We start from the raw sequence: 14,435 nt of genomic DNA on the forward strand, positions 1-14,435 counted from the left end.
GAGCACACGGGAGTACATCATGGCCTTCTTCAACGTAGACACCGACAGCCTGGCCGCCAAGAGCACCCAGGTCCAGGGCACCATCGCGCGCCTGCAGGCGGAGGTGAACTCGATGCAGGCCGGACTGCGGGAGCTCGAGGGCCTGTGGACCGGTCAGGCGGCCACGAACTTCCAGCAGCTCATCGTGCAGTGGCGTGCCACCCAGCAGCAGGTGGAGGAGTCGCTGACGGGCATCAACGAGTCCCTGAACGTCGCGACGCAGCAGTACGCCGAGGCGGAGCAGAGCAACGCCCGGATGTTCATGAGCTGACTCGTCCGCCGACGCCCGTCGCCGAACGCACAAGGGCGGCACCCCCTTCCGGGAGTGCCGCCCTTGTCGTGCTGTGTCGTGCTGAGCGGACGTGCGCGGTCAGCGGTAGGTGGGGGCTAGAAGCCGCCCATCCCGCCCATGCCGCCCATGTCGTCGCCGCCGCCGGCAGGTGCTGCCTTCTCCGGCTTGTCGGCCACGACGGCCTCGGTGGTGAGGAAGAGGCCTGCGATCGACGCTGCGTTCTGCAGGGCCGAGCGGGTGACCTTCACGGGGTCGTTGACGCCGGCGGCCAGCAGGTCCTCGTACACACCGGTGGCGGCGTTGAGGCCGTGACCGGCCGGGAGGCTGCGGACCTTGTCGACGACGACGCCGGGCTCGAGGCCGGCGTTGAAGGCGATCTGCTTGAGCGGGGCGTCGATGGCGACGCGGACGATGTTCGCGCCCGTCGCCTCGTCACCCGTGAGCTCGAGGTTGGCGAACGCCTTGGCGCCGGCCTGGATGAGGGCCACGCCACCACCGGCGACGATGCCCTCCTCGACGGCAGCCTTCGCGTTGCGGACGGCGTCCTCGATGCGGTGCTTGCGCTCCTTGAGCTCGACCTCCGTTGCCGCTCCGGCCTTGATGACCGCAACGCCGCCGGCGAGCTTCGCCAGGCGCTCCTGCAGCTTCTCGCGGTCGTAGTCGGAATCGGAGTTCTCGATCTCGGCGCGGATCTGGGCCACGCGGCCGGCGATGGCGTCGGCTTCGCCGGCTCCCTCGACGATCGTGGTCTCGTCCTTGGTCACGACGACCTTGCGTGCGGTACCGAGCAGGTCGAGGGTGGCGGTCTCGAGCTTGAGTCCGACCTCCTCGGCGATGACCTGGCCACCGGTGAGGATGGCGATGTCGGCGAGCTGTGCCTTGCGGCGGTCACCGAAGCCGGGGGCCTTGACGGCCACGGACTTGAAGGTGCCGCGGATCTTGTTCACCACGAGCGTGGCGAGGGCTTCGCCCTCGACGTCCTCGGCGATGATCAGCAGCGGCTTGCCGGACTGCATGACCTTCTCGAGGACCGCGACGAGATCCTTGACGTTGCTGATCTTCGAGTTGACGATCAGGATGTACGGATCCTCGAGGACCGTCTCCTGGCGCTCGGCGTCGGTGACGAAGTACCCCGAGATGTAGCCCTTGTCGAAGCGCATGCCCTCGGTGAGTTCGAGCTCGAGGCCGAAGGTGTTCGACTCCTCGACGGTGATGACGCCTTCCTTGCCCACCTTGTCGAGCGCTTCGGCGATCAGGTCACCGATCTGCGTGTCGCCGGCGGAGATGGACGCCGTAGCGGCGATCTGCTCCTTGGTCTCAATCTCCTTGGCCGAGGCGAGGAGCTCGTCGATGACGGCCTTGACGGCCTTCTCGATGCCGCGCTTGAGGCTCAGGGGGTCCGCTCCGGCCGCGACGTTGCGCAGGCCTTCCTTGACGAGGGCCTGGGCGAGCACGGTGGCGGTGGTGGTTCCGTCGCCTGCGACGTCGTCCGTCTTCTTGGCGACCTCCTTGACGAGTTCGGCGCCGATCCTCTCGAACGGGTCGTCGAGCTCGATCTCCTTGGCGATGGAGACGCCGTCGTTCGTGATGGTGGGGGCACCCCACTTCTTCTCGAGCACCACGTTGCGGCCACGGGGGCCGAGGGTCACCTTGACGGCGTCGGCGAGGATGTTGAGTCCCCGCTCGAGGCCGCGGCGGGCCTCTTCATCAAAAGAAATGATCTTGGCCATAACGGCGTAGGTCCTTTCGGGACGGTTGCATCTGAAGCTCGTGTTTGCTCGCCTGTGCGTGGTGCCCGCGACGGCCGGATGAATCCGGGGCGATCTCTTTCACGCTCCGGACGCACCCCCACCACAGAGGTTCGCTGCTTCACCCGTCACGCTCAGCCTTAGCAGTCTGCGCGCGCGAGTGCTAACTCAATAATTAGCACTCACACCCACCGAGTGCAACCTCCTCATGCGCTCGGGCGACGCTCGACGGACGCGTCCACTCCCCTGCTCGAGGGCCCGCGGGACGTGCTCGGCGCGTGCCCTATGGGGCCTCGCTGCGGGGTTCCTCGGCAGGACCAACCGTCGTGGCCCCGACCCGGACGATCAGGGCTTACTGGAACTCGGGCCCGAGCACCACGGAGATGTCCGGCGACACATCGGGGCTGTCGACCACGTCGGTAATCCCCAGATCCTCGGCCACGGCCTCCGCACCTGCGCGCTGCACCTCGCCGTTGTAGAAGACCACCGAGGTGTCGAGAGGCGCTCCGGCCCAGTTGCCCGGGACCGCCGACGTCCAGCCGGCCGCCGCGAGCCGCCCGGCGGCGACGGTGGCGAGTCCGGGCGACCCTGTCGCGTTGAGCACGTTCACCACCTGTGCCCGGTCCGCCGACACCGAGCCGGGCTCCGTGGCGGTGCCGGTCGGCGTCCCGGCGCTCTCGGACGGATCAGCACCCTCGGTGGGGTCGGTGCCGCCGGACGGGCCGGCGGTCGCGGCGGGATCCTCGCTGCCCGCGCTCGGGCCGGCCGCCGGGCCGGCATCCGAGGACGCGGTGGCGCCGCCCGCGGAGGCGGCCGGCGGATCGTCGGAGCCGGTGAGGCCGAGTCGCGGGAGCAGGATGGCGGCCGCGACCACGAGGAGGAGGGCGAGGACGCCCACCGTGATCTTCAGGGCCAGCCCGCCGGCGCGGGCGGGGATGAGCCGCTGGCGGTGAACACCCTGACGTGCCGAGGATTCGGGGACCCTGTCGAACTCGTCGCTCGGATGCTCACTCATGGGTCAGGCAGGTCCTTCGGTTGTCCGCGGGTCTCAGATGTCCGCGCCGAGGCGGCGAGCGGACCGTGCGCGTGTGCGGGTGGTCCGGAGGCGCCGCAACCGCTTGACGAGCATCGGGTCGTGCGCGAGGGCCGCCTCGGTGTCGATGAGCACGTTGAGGGCCTGGTAGTAATGCGTGGCCGACATGTCGAAGAGGTCCCGGATGGCCTGTTCCTTGGCTCCCGAGTACTTCCACCATTCGCGCTCGAGCGCCAGCATGCGCTGCTCGCGGTCGCCGAGCACCAGGCGTGCCCCGGCCGGGTTCCCGGCGTCGTCGCTGTGTCGGAGCTGCTCCGTCATGGTCCTCGTCGCCTTCCCTCGGCTCGCGCGCGTCCACCCATGGTAGTTCCGAATCACACCGGTGTCATTTGCGGCACGCGTCCGCCGGGTGCGCAGCACAATGGGGGAATGGATCACGACGACGCCGCCCTGTTCGACCTGCCGGACAGCGCCCGGCGCCCGACTGCACGACGCCGCGCGGCACCTTCCCCCGAGGCGGCGCCGAGGCCGCGGGCGAGCCACGCCTCGGTGGGAGCGAGGGTCTTCCCGTTCGCCGCCCCGGCGAGCCTCGGGCAGCTGGTGGCGCCGGACTGGGCGGAGGCCCTCGCACCCGCCGAGGGCGAACTGCACGGTATCGCCGAATCCCTCGCCGCGGACCTCGAGCGCGGCCTCCGCGTCCTGCCGGAGCCCGCCCACATCCTCCGGGCGTTCACGGCACCTCTGGAGGACGTGAGGGTGGTGATCGTGGGTCAGGACCCGTACCCGACGCCCGGGCACGCGGTCGGACTCAGTTTCGCCGTCGACCCGGCCACCCTGCCCATCCCCCGGAGCCTCGCCAACATCTACCGCGAACTGTCCACGGACGTCGGGGGCCGGCAACCCTCTACCGGGGACCTCTCGGGCTGGTCGGAGCAGGGAGTCCTGCTCCTGAACCGCGTACTCACCGTCCGCGCGGGCGAGGCCGCCTCGCACCGTGGGCTCGGCTGGGAGCACGTCACGGACGCCGCCGTCCGGGCGCTCGTGGCCAGGAACGCGCCGCTCGTCGCGATCCTGTGGGGCAAGGACGCCGCGAAGCTCAAGCCGCTGCTCGGCCGCACCCCGACCGTGGAGTCCGTCCACCCCAGCCCGCTCTCGGCGTCGCGCGGGTTCTTCGGGTCACGTCCGTTCAGCCGCACCAACGAGCTCCTGGTGCAGCAGGGCGCGGAACCGGTGGACTGGTCCCGGACGGCCTCCCGCAGGGCCTGACGTCGGGACGGCCCTCGGCGTCGCTCGCTAACGGCGGCGGTTCCGCTGGCGCTGCTCCGAGGTGAGCTTCCGTGTGAGGGGCCGGGCCAGGTTGTCCCCGAGCACCACGCCCGCGGCGATGGCCAGCACCACCGTGAGCGCGTTGAAGAGACCGAGCGCCCCCTCGGACACCACACCCGTGTCCAGTGTCAGCGTGTACATGGACCGGAAGATGGTGAGTCCGGGGTACAGGAACAGGAGCGCCGGCACCGCGACCACGAGCTGCGGCGCACCGAGCCGCAGCGCGACGACGCGGGACAGCATCCCGATGAGGATCGCCGCGAGCGCCGGGGCGAGCCGGTACCCCACGCCGGCCGCCGTCGCGCTGATGAGCAGCAGGTAGCCCGCGACCGCCACGAGGGACGTGGGGACCACCAGTTTCACGTCCGTCTGCTCCGCGATGCAGATCATCGCGACGGCGATGAAGATCAGTACCGCCACGACCGGCCACGGATACTGCGACCCGGACGATTCGAGGACCTCCAGCTCGGGCACGCCGAGCGCTGCACCGGCCACGAGGGCGACGGCGATCCCGGCGACCAGCGCCGCGAAGACGAGCAGCGACGAGAGGAATCGGCCGGCCGCGGTGACGGGGAACCCGTTGATGGCGTCCTGCATCGCCGAGACGAGCCGCCCCGTCGGCAGCAGGAGCAGGATCCCGCCCACCACCACCAGCGCCGGGGCGATCGGCACGCGGAGCCACCAGAACAGGAGTGCGGTCAGGGTGACGAGCGCGGACGAGGTGGCGACCGAGAAGAACTCCGGCACGCGCCACTCCCCGAGCTTGCGGCTCACGAGGTCCACCGCGATGCAGCTCACGAACCCCACGAGCGACGCCAGCGGGCCACCACCGACGAACGCGACGATCGCCGCCGAGAAGATGCCGAACGCGGCCGTGACCATCCAGCGGGGGAACGGCTTGGACCGGTGGGTGATCGCGTCGAGCCGCTGCGCCGCCTCCGTGCGCGAGACGCCCCCGCCGATGATGTCGGAGACGAGCCGGTGGATGGCGGTGAGCCCCGCGTAGTTGTTGGTCCAGGAACGCACCACCCGGAGCACGGTGGTGGGAGTCTGGTCCCGCGCGGAGTAGTTGATCACCACCGACTGGTTGGTGATGTCCACCTCGATGTGATCGAGGCCGAAGGCGGCCGTGACCGCGATGATGCTGGTCTCGACCTCGAGCGCGCCCGCCCCGTAGCGGAACATCGACTCCGCGAGGTTCAGGGCGAAGTCGAGGGCCTTCCGGGCGTTCGCATCAGGGCCCCCGACCTGGATGGTGGGGTTCGCGTACGGGCTCCCCGCCAGCCGCTCCACGATGCTCATGGCCTGCGTGGGAGGCGCCTCCCCCTGCACCAGGCGTCGGAGCACGGTGCGTGCGGCCACGTTCGGGCGGCCCGACCTCGGCACGCTCTGCGGCGTGGTGGGCAGCGCGTCCGTGGGCCGCGTGACCGCGTCCCGCTGCCGTCGGGCGCGGTTCGGCGCCGGACGGCCGGGTTTCCGCGGGGGCTCTCCGGCATCCAGGGACGAACCACCGGACGCCGGAGGGGTGTCGGTAGCCGATGACCCCTCGGTCAGCCTGCGGCGCTCCTCCGGGCTCGGGTCGAACGGACGCCGGATGACGGGGAGCGCCTCGGCGACCGGCGAGGGGTTCGTCCGGGGTGCTCGCACCTCGGCGTCGTCGCGGTCACCGTCCGCCATGTCCCACCTCGTGTTTCCTCATGCGTGGGCCCGTCGGGCCCGTGGTCCTGCCGGACCTGTCAGTAGAAAGGTTGCCGGTGTCGTCGCCAGTGGATCTGGCGCGCCACGCGCTCCCCCACGGCATGCCACACACGATACGTGCGGGGGCGGACGACGGCGTCGTAGCAACCCGCGAAGTCCGTCACAGTCTTGGTGAAGCTCGTCTTGAACATCCCGAGTCCGTACTGGGGATGGTCCTTGTCCTTGAGCCGATCGGCGGGGGGCGTGCCGCAGAAGTCGTACTCCACCGCGCCGAGACGCTTCATGTCGAGGATCGCCTCCCACTGGACGAGGTGCGAGTCCCCGTACTGCTTCCGGTTGGGCAGCGAGCCGCCGTCCTTGTAGGTCGCCTTCCTGCCGTACAGGATCACGAAGGCACCGACCGAGGGCCGTCCGTCCTCGTGGACGAAGTAGAACCGGCCCATGCCGGCGTCGACGAACTCCTGCCAGAACGCGCGGTAGTACTCGAAGGGTCGCGGCACCACGGAGAGGCGGCCCTGCTGCGCCTGGCCCATCAGCGCGTACATGGTGCGGTACGTCTCCTCGGTGGGCTCCACGCGCCTGGCCTCGACGCCGTCCCGGAGTGCGCGACGCACGGCATTGCGTCCGCGGGAGGAGAGGTTCCGCAGCACCTGGTTCTCGTCGGGTCCGAGGTCGAGGATCGCCGTGCTGTCGTTCGCCTGGATGTTGAACGTCTTGACGAGTCCCGCGTCGGTGAAGGTGCGTCGCAGTTCCTCGGTGTCGGGGAAATCGGGTTCGATCTTGACGGCGAACACGCGGCCGCGCCGGCGTCTCGCGTACTCGACGACGGCGTCGACGAAGCCGGGCACCTCCTCGAACGTCGCGGTGTCCGGCCCCTTGATGAGGTACCACAGCGCTCCGAGCAGCGGCACGGAACGCTCATAGGCGATGACGTAGCTCGTGTAGGCCTCGCCCTCGACGGCAAGGTGGACGGGGAGCCAGCCCTGCCGCTGCTTCAGCCGGCTGAACGGGGCGGACTGCAGCATGTTCCCGCCGAGCGGGTTGGCCGTGACGAACTCGTCCCAGCGCCCCACCTCCTCCGCCGTCGCCGCACGGGCCGTGAAGGTCGCCATGCTCAGTACCAGCTCTCGTGGTGGCGCACGCGGTGCATCTTCAGCGCCACCCGCTCGCCGATGCGGAGCCAGGCGCGGTGACGGAGCGGCGCGACCGCCAGGTCGAAGGTGCCCACGAAGTCCGTGATGGTGGAGTTGAAGCCTGTCTTGAACATCCCGATGCCGTAGTGCTCATGGTCCTTGTTCTTGGCCTCGCTCGACGGCGGGGCGCCACAGAGGTCGTACTCGGTCACACCGCGCGCCTTCAGCCATTCGATGGCAGCCACCTCGAGGAGGGCGCTGGCGCCGCGGACCGTGCGCTTGCGTGTGCTCGCGGCGTCCTTCCTGCTCGCTTTCGCCCCGAGCACCATGAGGAAGTCGGCCGCCACCACCTCGCCGTCCACGGAGGCGAACAGGAAGGCCCCCGTCTGGGCACGTGCGTGGCGCTGCCAGAACCCCGTGTAGTACTGCTCGCTCCGGATGGAGAAGCTGCCCTCCGCCGTCTCGGCGAGCAGGCGGTAGAAGAGGGCGCAGGTCTCGTCGTCGACCTCGACCACGCGCGTCTCGACGCCGGCCTTCCGGGCCGCACGGATGTTGTAGCGGGTCTTCGAGCCGAAGGAGGCCTCGATCGCGTCGAGCTCGCCGGAGATGTCGAGGACCACGGTGGAGACGTTGGGCTGCACGTTCGTGGTGCGCACCAGGCCCGCGTCGCCCAGCGCCGCCGCGGCGTCGGCAGGGAGCTCCGGATCCAGCCGGATACCGAACACGCCGCGACCGGCAGCGAACGCCTTCAGCTGCGGCAGCAGGGCGAGCAGTGCGTCGACGTCGTGGACGCCGGGCCCCTTCGGCACGTACCAGTACCGGCCGAGCGGGAGGACGGTCTTCTGCAGCACCGCGAGGGCGACGTCGCCGGCCATCAGGTACACGGGCGTCCACCCCGTGACACGCTTGTGCTCGGCGAACTCCTGCCCCTGCATCACGTTCCCGCCATCCGGATTACGGGCGATCAGGGTGTTCCAGCGGGCACGCTCGTCAGGCGTCGCAAGGCGGATGGTCATGGTGATCGAGTCTACGGCAGGCCTCCGCACCGCCGCACGGCGGCGGGCGGCGACGTTGGTTGCCTGAGGTGACCTACCGCCGCGGCACCGGACCGGGCTAGCATCGCGCTATGGACTTCAGACACCTCGGACACAGCGGACTCAAGATCTCGGAGATCACCTACGGCAACTGGCTGACCCACGGCTCGCAGGTGGAGAACGACGTCGCCACGCAGTGCGTACGCGCCGCCCTCGACGTCGGCATCACCACCTTCGACACGGCGGACGCCTACGCGAACACGGCCGCGGAGACCGTCCTCGGCGAGGCACTGAAGGGCGAGCGCCGCGAGTCGCTGGAGATCTTCACGAAGGTCTACTGGCCCACGGGCCCCAAGGGACACAACGACGTCGGATTGTCCCGCAAGCACATCATGGAGTCGATCGACGGGTCGCTGCGGCGCCTGCAGACGGACTATGTGGAGCTGTACCAGGCGCACCGCTACGACCACGCGACGCCGCTCGAGGAGACGATGCAGGCGTTCGCCGACGTGGTGCGCCAGGGGAAGGCGCTGTACATCGGAGTCAGTGAGTGGAACGCGCAGCAGATCCGCGACGGCCACGCCCTCGCGAAGGAGCTCGGTTTCCAGCTCATCTCGAACCAGCCGCAGTACTCGATGCTCTGGCGGGTCATCGAGGGCGAGGTCGTCCCCACGTCGGAGGAACTGGGGCTCTCGCAGATCGTCTGGTCACCCGTGGCCCAGGGCGTGCTGACCGGCAAGTACCAGCCGGGCCGGCAGCCGGAGCAGGGAACGCGTGCGTCCGACGACAAGGGCGGCGCCGACATGATCAAGCGGTGGATGAGTGACGAGGTGCTGACCGGCGTGCAGAAGCTCGCCCCGATCGCCGAGGGCGTGGGTCTCACCATGGCGCAGCTCGCCATCGCGTGGGTGCTGCAGAACCCGAACGTGGCATCCGCCATCATCGGCGCCTCGCGACCCGAACAGGTGGAGTCCAACGCGGCCGCAGCGGGCGTGACGCTGGAGGCCGATGTCCTGAAGGCCATCGACGAGGCGATCGGCGACCTCGCCGAGACCGACGTCGCGAAGACCGTCTCCCCCGAGAAGCGGCCCGCCTGATGGCCACCGGGAGCAACGGGCTCGCCGTCGCCGTCACAGGATCCAACGGCAAACTCGGCCGCAGCGTGGTGCGCGGGCTGCGCGACGCCGGCCACACCGTCGTCGAGCTGGACCAGTACGGCGAGCGCAGCCCCTCCTTCGTCAGGATCGACCTGCGCGACTACGGCCAGGTGGTGGACGCCTTCCAGAGCGTGGACGACACGCACCAGGGGCTCGACGCCGTGGTGCACCTCGGTGCCGTCCCCGCCGCCGGCCTGCAGGCGGACGCGGCGACGTTCCACAACAACATGATCGCCACCTACAACGTGTTCCAGGCGAGCCGCAGGGCCGGCATCCGGAAGATCGTCTACGCCTCCAGCGAGACGGTGCTGGGGCTGCCGTTCGACACCCCTCCCCCCTACATCCCGGTGGACGAGGAGTACGCGGCACGGCCTGAGAGTACCTACTCCCTCGTGAAGCACCTCGAGGAGCAGCTCGCGATCGAACTGACGCGCTGGGACCCGGAGCTCAGCATCACGGCGCTGCGGTTCTCCAACGTCATGAACCCCGAGGACTACGCGGAGTTCCCCTCCTTCGATGCCGATCCCCTGGCCCGCAAGTGGAACCTGTGGGGCTACATCGACGGCCGGGATGGTGCGCAGTCCGTGCTGAAGGCCCTGGAGAACGCGGGCCCGGGCTTCGACCGCTTCATCATCGCCGCGGCGGACACCGTGATGAGCCGCGCCAGCGCGGATCTCGCCGCGGAGGTGTTCCCCGGCGTCGAGGTCACCCGTGAGGTCGGCGAGCACGAGACGCTGCTGTCGATCGAGAAGGCCAGGCGGGTGCTCGGCTTCGAACCGCAGCACAGCTGGCGCGACCACGTCTGACGGGCGGCGTCCGCCTCAGGCGACGACGGATTGTCGCCGCGACCCGATGATCAGTAGGCTGATGATTGACGATGTGACAGCCCGACGAAAGGTAGAAGACGATGACCGAGAACCTTCCCGATGAAGAGCTGACCATCGTGGGCGAGAACCCCGAGGTGCCGAACGACTCCCTGGCACCCGAGGGCTTCGACCCCGTGCTCGAGGGCCAGCCGGACGCCTACGCGGACGCGGCCGAACTCAACCCGGACCGCTGGCAGGAGGATCCCCTGCTGCAGGACGAGCCGGGCGTGAACGCGAGCGGCGAGGACGGGATCGAGACGAACGAGAGCGGCGACGACGAGAACGGCGTCACGCAGACGGGCGAGGAGGGCATCCTCAGCGATGAGACGCTCCGCGAAGAAACCGCCGAGGCGCGCTTCGAACACGGCGACGAGCAGCTTCCGCCGGAGGTACCCATGATCGGCCAGGCAGCGGCCGACGTCGACTTCGGCATGATGGAGGACGACGAGGTCGACGCCAGCGACGACCCGGCCAACCGCGGCGGGTCCCCCTTGAACGCGATGGACCAGGAGGACATCAGGTAGCGCCCGCGCCCTGATGCACGACGAAGCCCCGGGAGCCACCTCCCGGGGCTTCGTCGTGCCGGGGACCGGCACGGTCTGCCCCTAGGCGCGGGGAGCCGTGTCCGTCCCGGTGGGCTCACCGGCACCGTCGGCGCCGCGCGCGTGGACGTCGTCGGACCGCGAGAGCCGCAGCGCAGCGGGAGCGGGTGGCGGCCCGTCGACGGCGCAGTGACCGGGTCGATCGACGCTGGCTCCGAGGGCGGAGCCACCGGAGCCGGCGCGGCCCAGGATGGCGGCGGTATTGCGGATGGTGACTGCCGCGAGGAGCGCGCCGATCACCAGGAGCACGGCGCCGATCAGGCACGCGGCGTCGAAGCCGGCGCCGAACACGGCCGGGTCGTCGTAGGCGTCGCCGGTCAATCCGGCCGCGGACGGCAGGACGGCGATCGCGATCAGACCGGCCGCACGGGCCACGGCGTTGTTCACCCCCGAGGCGAGCCCGGCCTGGTGCTCGGGAACTGCGGACAGCGCCGTGGAGGTCAGCGGCGCCACGAGGAGTGACAATCCGAGGCCCAGCACGATCACCGCGGGCAGGACGTCCACGACGTACGAGGCTCCCGGACCGATCCGCAGCATCAGCACCAGCGCGACGGCGCAGATCAGGGGACCGACGGCCATCGGGAGCCGCGGGCCGATGCGAGCACCCAGCGCCCCCGCGGTCGGCGAGAGCACCAGCATCAGGGCCGTGATGGGGAGCATCGCCGTGCCCGATGCGAGAGGGCCGAAACCGGCGACCACCTGCAGGTGCACCACGAGCAGGAAGAAGATGCCGCCGAACACCGCGTAGATGACGAACGTGACGGCATTCGCCGCACTGAACTGACGGTTCCTGAAGACGGCGAGGGGCAGCATGGGGTTCGGCACGCGTGCCTCGACGACGAGGAAGGCGACCCCCGCCGCGAGCCCGACCACCGCGGCGCCGATCACGCCCGGAGCGCCCGCGCCGCGTGTCGGTGCCTCGATGAGCGCGTAGGTGACCCCGGCGAGGGCGACCGCCCCGAGCACGGCCCCCGGGATGTCCAGCCGGCCCGTCGCGCGGACGTCCCGGGACTCGGGCACGTGCCGCGCAGCGATCCACACCACCACGGCGGCGAGGGGCACGTTGATGAGGAACACCCACCGCCAGGACACGCTCTCGACGAGCCATCCACCGAGGAAGGGCCCGATGGCCGTGGCCACGCCTCCCAGCCCGGACCACGCACCGATGGCCCGCGCCCTGTCCTCCCCCGAGAACGACGCCTGGATGATCGCGAGGCTGCCCGGGGTCAGGAGCGCACCGCCGATGCCCTGCAGGGCGCGCGCCGCGATGAGCGTTCCGGCGTCGGGAGCCACCCCGCAGAGGAGGGACGCCACCGCGAACCAGACGACGCCGACGACGAACACCCGGCGCCTCCCGTACCTGTCGCCGAGCGCCCCGCCCAACAGGATGAAGGAGGCGAGCGTGAGGGTGTAGGCGGTGACCATCCACTGCAGGGCTCCGAAGCCGGTACCGAGGTCCTGCCCGATGGTCGGGAGGGCCACGTTCACCACCGTCGCGTCGATCCCGACGATCCCGGAACCGAGCACCGTCGCCACGAGGATCCACCGACCCGACGCCGAGGACATCCTGATCTCACGCACGCGCACCACCCGTCCGAGCCGAGGCCGCCCTGCGCGGCCAGGATCAGTGTGGCACCGCCGTCGCGCCGCGACCATCCTGCCTGCGCCCTGCCCCCGCCGATGCGGGCCGGATGCCGGGCGCGTGACACCCGCCACAGACGGAATAGCTCCCCCGGCGGCCCGGTTACCGCCCGGTAGGACAACCCTCCGTCGGAAGAAGGCCTCATGAAACTGTTCTCCCCCCTCACGCTCGGCTCACTGGAACTCCCCAACCGCGTCGTCATGGCGCCGCTCACGCGCGTGCGCTCCGGTGAGGCCGGCGTGCCCGGCGACATCGTCGTCGAGCACTACCGCCAGCGCGCCTCCCTCGGTCTGATCGTGAGCGAGGGCACGTACCCCAGCCACGCGGGCCAGGGCTTCCCCGGCCAGCCCGGCCTCGTCGAGGACGAGCAGCTCGCCGGGTGGCGGCGCGTCACCGATGCGGTGCATGCCGACGGCGGACGCATCGTCGCCCAGGTGATGCATGCCGGCCGGGTCACGCACCCCGACACCAACGGCGGGTACGAGGTCGTGGCACCGAGTGCCATCGCGATCGACGGCACCACGAGGACCAGCAAGGGCAAGCAGCCCTATCCCGTGCCGCACGCCCTCGAGGGCGAGGAGCTCCAGGGCGTCATCGACGACTTCGTCACCGCGTCGCGGAGGGCCATCGAGGTGGGCGGGTTCGACGGCGTCGAGCTGCACGGCGCCAACGGGTACCTGCTGCACGAGTTCCTCTCGCCGGGGTCCAACCACCGCGAGGACTCCTACGGTGGCTCACCCGAGAAGCGCGCGCAGTTCGTGATCGAGCTCGTCACCGCCGTCGCGGCCGAGGTGGGCGCCGGAAAGGTGGGCCTGCGCATCTCGCCCGAGCACAACATCCAGGACGCGCTCGAGACGGAGGCGGCGGAGGTCCACACCACGTACGGCGCGCTCGTGGACGCCATCGCGCCCCTCGGACTCGCCTACCTCAGCGTGCTGCACGCCGACCCGACGGGCGAGCTGGTGCAGGACCTGCGCCGTCGGTTCGCCGGGCCCGTCCTGATCAACAGCGGCTTCGGCGTCATCACGAACCGCGACGAGGCCATCTCGATCCTCGAGGACGGTGTGGGTGACGCCGTCGTCGTCGGCCGCCCGGCCATCGCCAACCCCGATCTCGCGCGGCGGTGGCACGAGAACCTGCCCGAGAACGAGCCCGATCCCTCGACGTTCTACTCGGAGGGTCCCGAGGGCTACATCGACTACCCGTTCTACGACGACGCGAAGAGCACCGTCCGGTAGAGCCGCTCGCAGCCGGAGGGCGCCCCCGTCAGACGGGGGCGCCCTCCTCTGCGTCGGCGGTCCGCCCGCTCCGGCGACGATCCGTCCACCGGGCGAGCTGTGGAGCCCGCACCACCATCCAGCCGATCAGCAGTGCGACGGCGAGGTGCGTGTGGAGCATGAGCATGATCTCGGGCGAATGACCCCCGGCTGCCGCCCCTCCCACGGGCACCGCGCCCCCGTGGTGGTCCGCCGTGCCGGCTGGACCGTACGACGACGACGCTGCCCCGGCCAGTCCTCCGAGCAGCCAGTGCAGCACCTGCTGAGCGGCGCCCAGCGCGAGCATCACGGCCCACCCGGGAAGCGCCAGGCGCGCGACGACGGTTGCCGTGAGCGCCGACAACGCCGCCAGGCCACAGAGGATGGGCACGGTGGGCAGCACGCCGCCGGACAGGACATGGGCGGCGCAGGCCAACCCCATGGACACCAGCCCCACCAGCGCGGGGAGTGCCGAACGCGCACCGCCGCCGGCGGCCGTAAAGGGGCATGTTCCGTCCATGGCTCGATGGTAAGCACGCTGACCATCTGCCGTCACGTGCAGATTCCGGACCCTCCCCGCCCGACGGTGATCCGTAGACTGCCGGTGAG

General features: G+C 70.4%; 14 protein-coding genes. 6 read left to right on the top strand and 8 right to left on the bottom strand.

The window, feature by feature from the left end; translation table 11 throughout:
- Positions 1-19: 19 nt before the first annotated feature.
- The gene (locus AC4D12_RS14310) at positions 20-310 is read left to right on the top strand and encodes a WXG100 family type VII secretion target (protein WP_490950602.1); all 291 of its coding nucleotides are present in this window, start codon (positions 20-22) and stop codon (positions 308-310) included.
- Positions 311-426: 116 nt separating this feature from the next.
- Here AC4D12_RS14310 and groL read toward each other — a convergent pair whose 3' ends face one another.
- From groL to AC4D12_RS14325, 3 genes are all read right to left on the bottom strand, one after another.
- Positions 427-2,061: a chaperonin GroEL gene (gene groL, locus AC4D12_RS14315; RefSeq protein ID WP_490950603.1), complete on the bottom strand. Its 1,635-nt coding sequence runs from the start codon at positions 2,059-2,061 to the stop codon at positions 427-429.
- Between the two features lie 370 nt (positions 2,062-2,431).
- Positions 2,432-3,094, bottom strand: a complete 663-nt coding sequence (locus tag AC4D12_RS14320; RefSeq protein ID WP_490950604.1) for a LytR C-terminal domain-containing protein — start codon at positions 3,092-3,094, stop codon at positions 2,432-2,434.
- A 33-nt stretch (positions 3,095-3,127) separates the two neighbouring features.
- Positions 3,128-3,433: a DUF3263 domain-containing protein gene (locus AC4D12_RS14325; RefSeq protein ID WP_490950605.1), complete on the bottom strand. Its 306-nt coding sequence runs from the start codon at positions 3,431-3,433 to the stop codon at positions 3,128-3,130.
- 108 nt (positions 3,434-3,541) lie between these two features.
- Between AC4D12_RS14325 and AC4D12_RS14330 the strand changes: the two genes are divergently transcribed.
- Entirely contained in the window at positions 3,542-4,378 is an 837-nt protein-coding gene (locus tag AC4D12_RS14330) for a uracil-DNA glycosylase (RefSeq protein WP_490950606.1), read from the top strand.
- A 27-nt stretch (positions 4,379-4,405) separates the two neighbouring features.
- On the opposite strand, the gene AC4D12_RS14335 is transcribed toward AC4D12_RS14330, so the two are convergent.
- The 3 genes from AC4D12_RS14335 to AC4D12_RS14345 are packed head-to-tail and all read right to left on the bottom strand — an operon-like array spanning position 4,406 to position 8,285.
- Positions 4,406-6,115: a threonine/serine exporter family protein gene (locus tag AC4D12_RS14335; RefSeq protein WP_490950607.1), complete on the bottom strand. Its 1,710-nt coding sequence runs from the start codon at positions 6,113-6,115 to the stop codon at positions 4,406-4,408.
- Between the two features lie 59 nt (positions 6,116-6,174).
- Positions 6,175-7,248, bottom strand: a complete 1,074-nt coding sequence (locus tag AC4D12_RS14340; protein WP_490950608.1) for a lipid II:glycine glycyltransferase FemX — start codon at positions 7,246-7,248, stop codon at positions 6,175-6,177.
- A 2-nt stretch (positions 7,249-7,250) separates the two neighbouring features.
- A complete protein-coding gene (locus tag AC4D12_RS14345) occupies positions 7,251-8,285 on the bottom strand; it encodes a lipid II:glycine glycyltransferase FemX (RefSeq protein WP_490950609.1) in 1,035 nt (344 codons plus the stop codon).
- A 110-nt stretch (positions 8,286-8,395) separates the two neighbouring features.
- Between AC4D12_RS14345 and AC4D12_RS14350 the strand changes: the two genes are divergently transcribed.
- The 3 genes from AC4D12_RS14350 to AC4D12_RS14360 all read left to right on the top strand — a co-directional run bounded on the left by AC4D12_RS14350 (position 8,396) and on the right by AC4D12_RS14360 (position 10,850).
- Entirely contained in the window at positions 8,396-9,400 is a 1,005-nt protein-coding gene (locus tag AC4D12_RS14350) for an aldo/keto reductase family protein (protein WP_490950610.1), read from the top strand.
- A complete protein-coding gene (locus AC4D12_RS14355) occupies positions 9,400-10,266 on the top strand; it encodes an NAD-dependent epimerase/dehydratase family protein (RefSeq protein ID WP_490950611.1) in 867 nt (288 codons plus the stop codon). The genes AC4D12_RS14350 and AC4D12_RS14355 overlap by 1 nt, the downstream gene beginning before the upstream one ends.
- A gap of 101 nt (positions 10,267-10,367) precedes the next feature.
- Positions 10,368-10,850, top strand: a complete 483-nt coding sequence (locus AC4D12_RS14360) for a hypothetical protein (RefSeq protein ID WP_490950612.1) — start codon at positions 10,368-10,370, stop codon at positions 10,848-10,850.
- Between the two features lie 81 nt (positions 10,851-10,931).
- On the opposite strand, the gene AC4D12_RS14365 is transcribed toward AC4D12_RS14360, so the two are convergent.
- Positions 10,932-12,509, bottom strand: coding sequence for a DHA2 family efflux MFS transporter permease subunit (locus tag AC4D12_RS14365; RefSeq protein WP_490950613.1), 1,578 nt, complete (start codon positions 12,507-12,509; stop codon positions 10,932-10,934).
- A gap of 204 nt (positions 12,510-12,713) precedes the next feature.
- Here AC4D12_RS14365 and AC4D12_RS14370 point away from each other — a divergent pair, with 204 nt between their 5' ends.
- The gene (locus tag AC4D12_RS14370) at positions 12,714-13,808 is read left to right on the top strand and encodes an alkene reductase (protein ID WP_490950614.1); all 1,095 of its coding nucleotides are present in this window, start codon (positions 12,714-12,716) and stop codon (positions 13,806-13,808) included.
- 28 nt (positions 13,809-13,836) lie between these two features.
- On the opposite strand, the gene AC4D12_RS14375 is transcribed toward AC4D12_RS14370, so the two are convergent.
- Positions 13,837-14,346 carry a hypothetical protein gene (locus tag AC4D12_RS14375; RefSeq protein ID WP_490950615.1) on the bottom strand — a complete coding sequence of 170 codons (510 nt, stop codon included), beginning with the start codon at positions 14,344-14,346 and terminating at the stop codon, positions 13,837-13,839.
- Positions 14,347-14,435 lie beyond the last annotated feature (89 nt).

Source organism: Arthrobacter sp. TJ-266 (assembly GCF_058269115.1).

Excerpts from the sequence above, each read along its gene's own strand:
- AC4D12_RS14330 (WP_490950606.1), top strand. The coding sequence starts at position 3,542 with ATGGATCACGACGACGCCGCCCTGTTCGACCTGCCGGACAGCGCCCGG.
- AC4D12_RS14325 (WP_490950605.1), bottom strand. The coding sequence starts at position 3,433 with ATGACGGAGCAGCTCCGACACAGCGACGACGCCGGGAACCCGGCCGGG.
- AC4D12_RS14360 (WP_490950612.1), top strand. The coding sequence starts at position 10,368 with ATGACCGAGAACCTTCCCGATGAAGAGCTGACCATCGTGGGCGAGAAC.
- AC4D12_RS14375 (WP_490950615.1), bottom strand. The coding sequence starts at position 14,346 with ATGGACGGAACATGCCCCTTTACGGCCGCCGGCGGCGGTGCGCGTTCG.
- AC4D12_RS14350 (WP_490950610.1), top strand. The coding sequence starts at position 8,396 with ATGGACTTCAGACACCTCGGACACAGCGGACTCAAGATCTCGGAGATC.
- AC4D12_RS14340 (WP_490950608.1), bottom strand. The coding sequence starts at position 7,248 with ATGGCGACCTTCACGGCCCGTGCGGCGACGGCGGAGGAGGTGGGGCGC.
- AC4D12_RS14355 (WP_490950611.1), top strand. The coding sequence starts at position 9,400 with ATGGCCACCGGGAGCAACGGGCTCGCCGTCGCCGTCACAGGATCCAAC.
- AC4D12_RS14335 (WP_490950607.1), bottom strand. The coding sequence starts at position 6,115 with ATGGCGGACGGTGACCGCGACGACGCCGAGGTGCGAGCACCCCGGACG.
- AC4D12_RS14310 (WP_490950602.1), top strand. The coding sequence starts at position 20 with ATGGCCTTCTTCAACGTAGACACCGACAGCCTGGCCGCCAAGAGCACC.
- AC4D12_RS14370 (WP_490950614.1), top strand. The coding sequence starts at position 12,714 with ATGAAACTGTTCTCCCCCCTCACGCTCGGCTCACTGGAACTCCCCAAC.
- groL (WP_490950603.1), bottom strand. The coding sequence starts at position 2,061 with ATGGCCAAGATCATTTCTTTTGATGAAGAGGCCCGCCGCGGCCTCGAG.
- AC4D12_RS14320 (WP_490950604.1), bottom strand. The coding sequence starts at position 3,094 with ATGAGTGAGCATCCGAGCGACGAGTTCGACAGGGTCCCCGAATCCTCG.
- AC4D12_RS14345 (WP_490950609.1), bottom strand. The coding sequence starts at position 8,285 with ATGACCATCCGCCTTGCGACGCCTGACGAGCGTGCCCGCTGGAACACC.